Source organism: Streptomyces sp. NPDC016469, assembly GCF_040632905.1.
Lineage (GTDB): Bacteria > Actinomycetota > Actinomycetes > Streptomycetales > Streptomycetaceae > Streptomyces.
The window spans coordinates 1-1,211 of sequence record NZ_JBEYCQ010000123.1; the positions used below are offsets into that span (position 1 = coordinate 1).

At 70.9% G+C, this 1,211-nt stretch carries 1 protein-coding gene; it reads left to right on the plus strand.

Annotated elements, in window-relative coordinates; all coding sequences use genetic code 11:
* Nucleotides 1–1,211, plus strand: a 1,211-nt coding sequence (locus ABZ565_RS35700) for an AMP-binding protein (RefSeq protein WP_361036477.1), incomplete at both ends; no start/stop codon positions are given.

The following is a 1,211-nucleotide window of genomic DNA, read 5'->3' on the forward strand; positions in this document are numbered from 1 at the left end:
GGCCGCACCGACGAGGCCCTCCGCGACCTCGTCGGGTTCTTCGTCAACACCCTCGTCCTGCGCACCGATACGACCGGCAACCCCACCTTCCGCGAGTTGCTTGAACGCGTCCGCGCCACCGATCTCGACGCTTTCGCGCACCAGGACGCGCCCTTCGACCTCGTCCTCGACACCCTCAACCCCACCCGCACACTCGCCCGCCACCCCCTCTTCCAAATCTGCCTCACCCTGGAGGCCGGGGAGGCTCCGGCGCTGGGGCTGAGCGGCCACACGGCCGAGGTGCGGGGGCTGACCAACGGCTCGGCCAAGTTCGACCTGGAATTCTTGCTCCGGTCGGACGACAGCCGGAGCCTGCACGGGGCGGTGGTCTTCGCGGAGGACGTGTTCGACCGGTCCACCGTCGAGCGCATGGTGACCGTACTCGGAGCGGTGCTGCGCAAGGTCCTGGACGACCCGGAAGCGCGCCTCGGGGACGTGGAGGTGCTGTCGGCCGGTGAGCGGGGGCTGATCCTCGGGCCGTGGGCCGGGACCACCGCAGACATCGGCGACACCTCGCTGGTCGCGCGCTTCGAGGACCAGGTTTCCCGCACTCCCGAGGCCGTGGCGCTCATCGACGGCGACGAGCGGATCACGTACGCGGAGCTGAACGCGACCGCCAACCGCTGGGCACGTGAGCTGCGCGAGCGCGGCCTCGGCCGGGGCGACCTCGCCGGCATCCTCCTGGAACGCGACGCCGCCTTCGCCACCGCCCTCATCGCCGTACTCAAGACCGGCGCCGGTTACACCCTGCTCGACCCCGATTTCCCGGACGAGCGCCTTCGCTCCGCCGCGCACGATGCGGGCATCGCCCTGCTCGTCACGGACGACGTCCTCCGGCAGCACGTGGAAGGTCCCTGGGGTGTGGTCTCGTGCTCCGGTGGGGCGCCGGCCGGTGGGAAGGACGGCAACCTGGGTGTGCCGGTCACGGGGGCCGACGTGGCGTGCGTGATGTTCACGTCGGGGTCCACCGGGCGGCCCAAGGGCATCCTGTCCTCGCACCGCAACCTCGTCTCCACGGTCACCGCGCAGACGTACGGGAACTTCGGGCCGGCTGAGGTGTTCCTCCAGTGCTCACCCGTCTCCTGGGACGCCTTCAGCCTCGAATTCTGGGGCGCACTCCTCCACGGCGGCACCACCGTCCTGCAACCGGGCCAGAAGCCCGAACCCGCCCT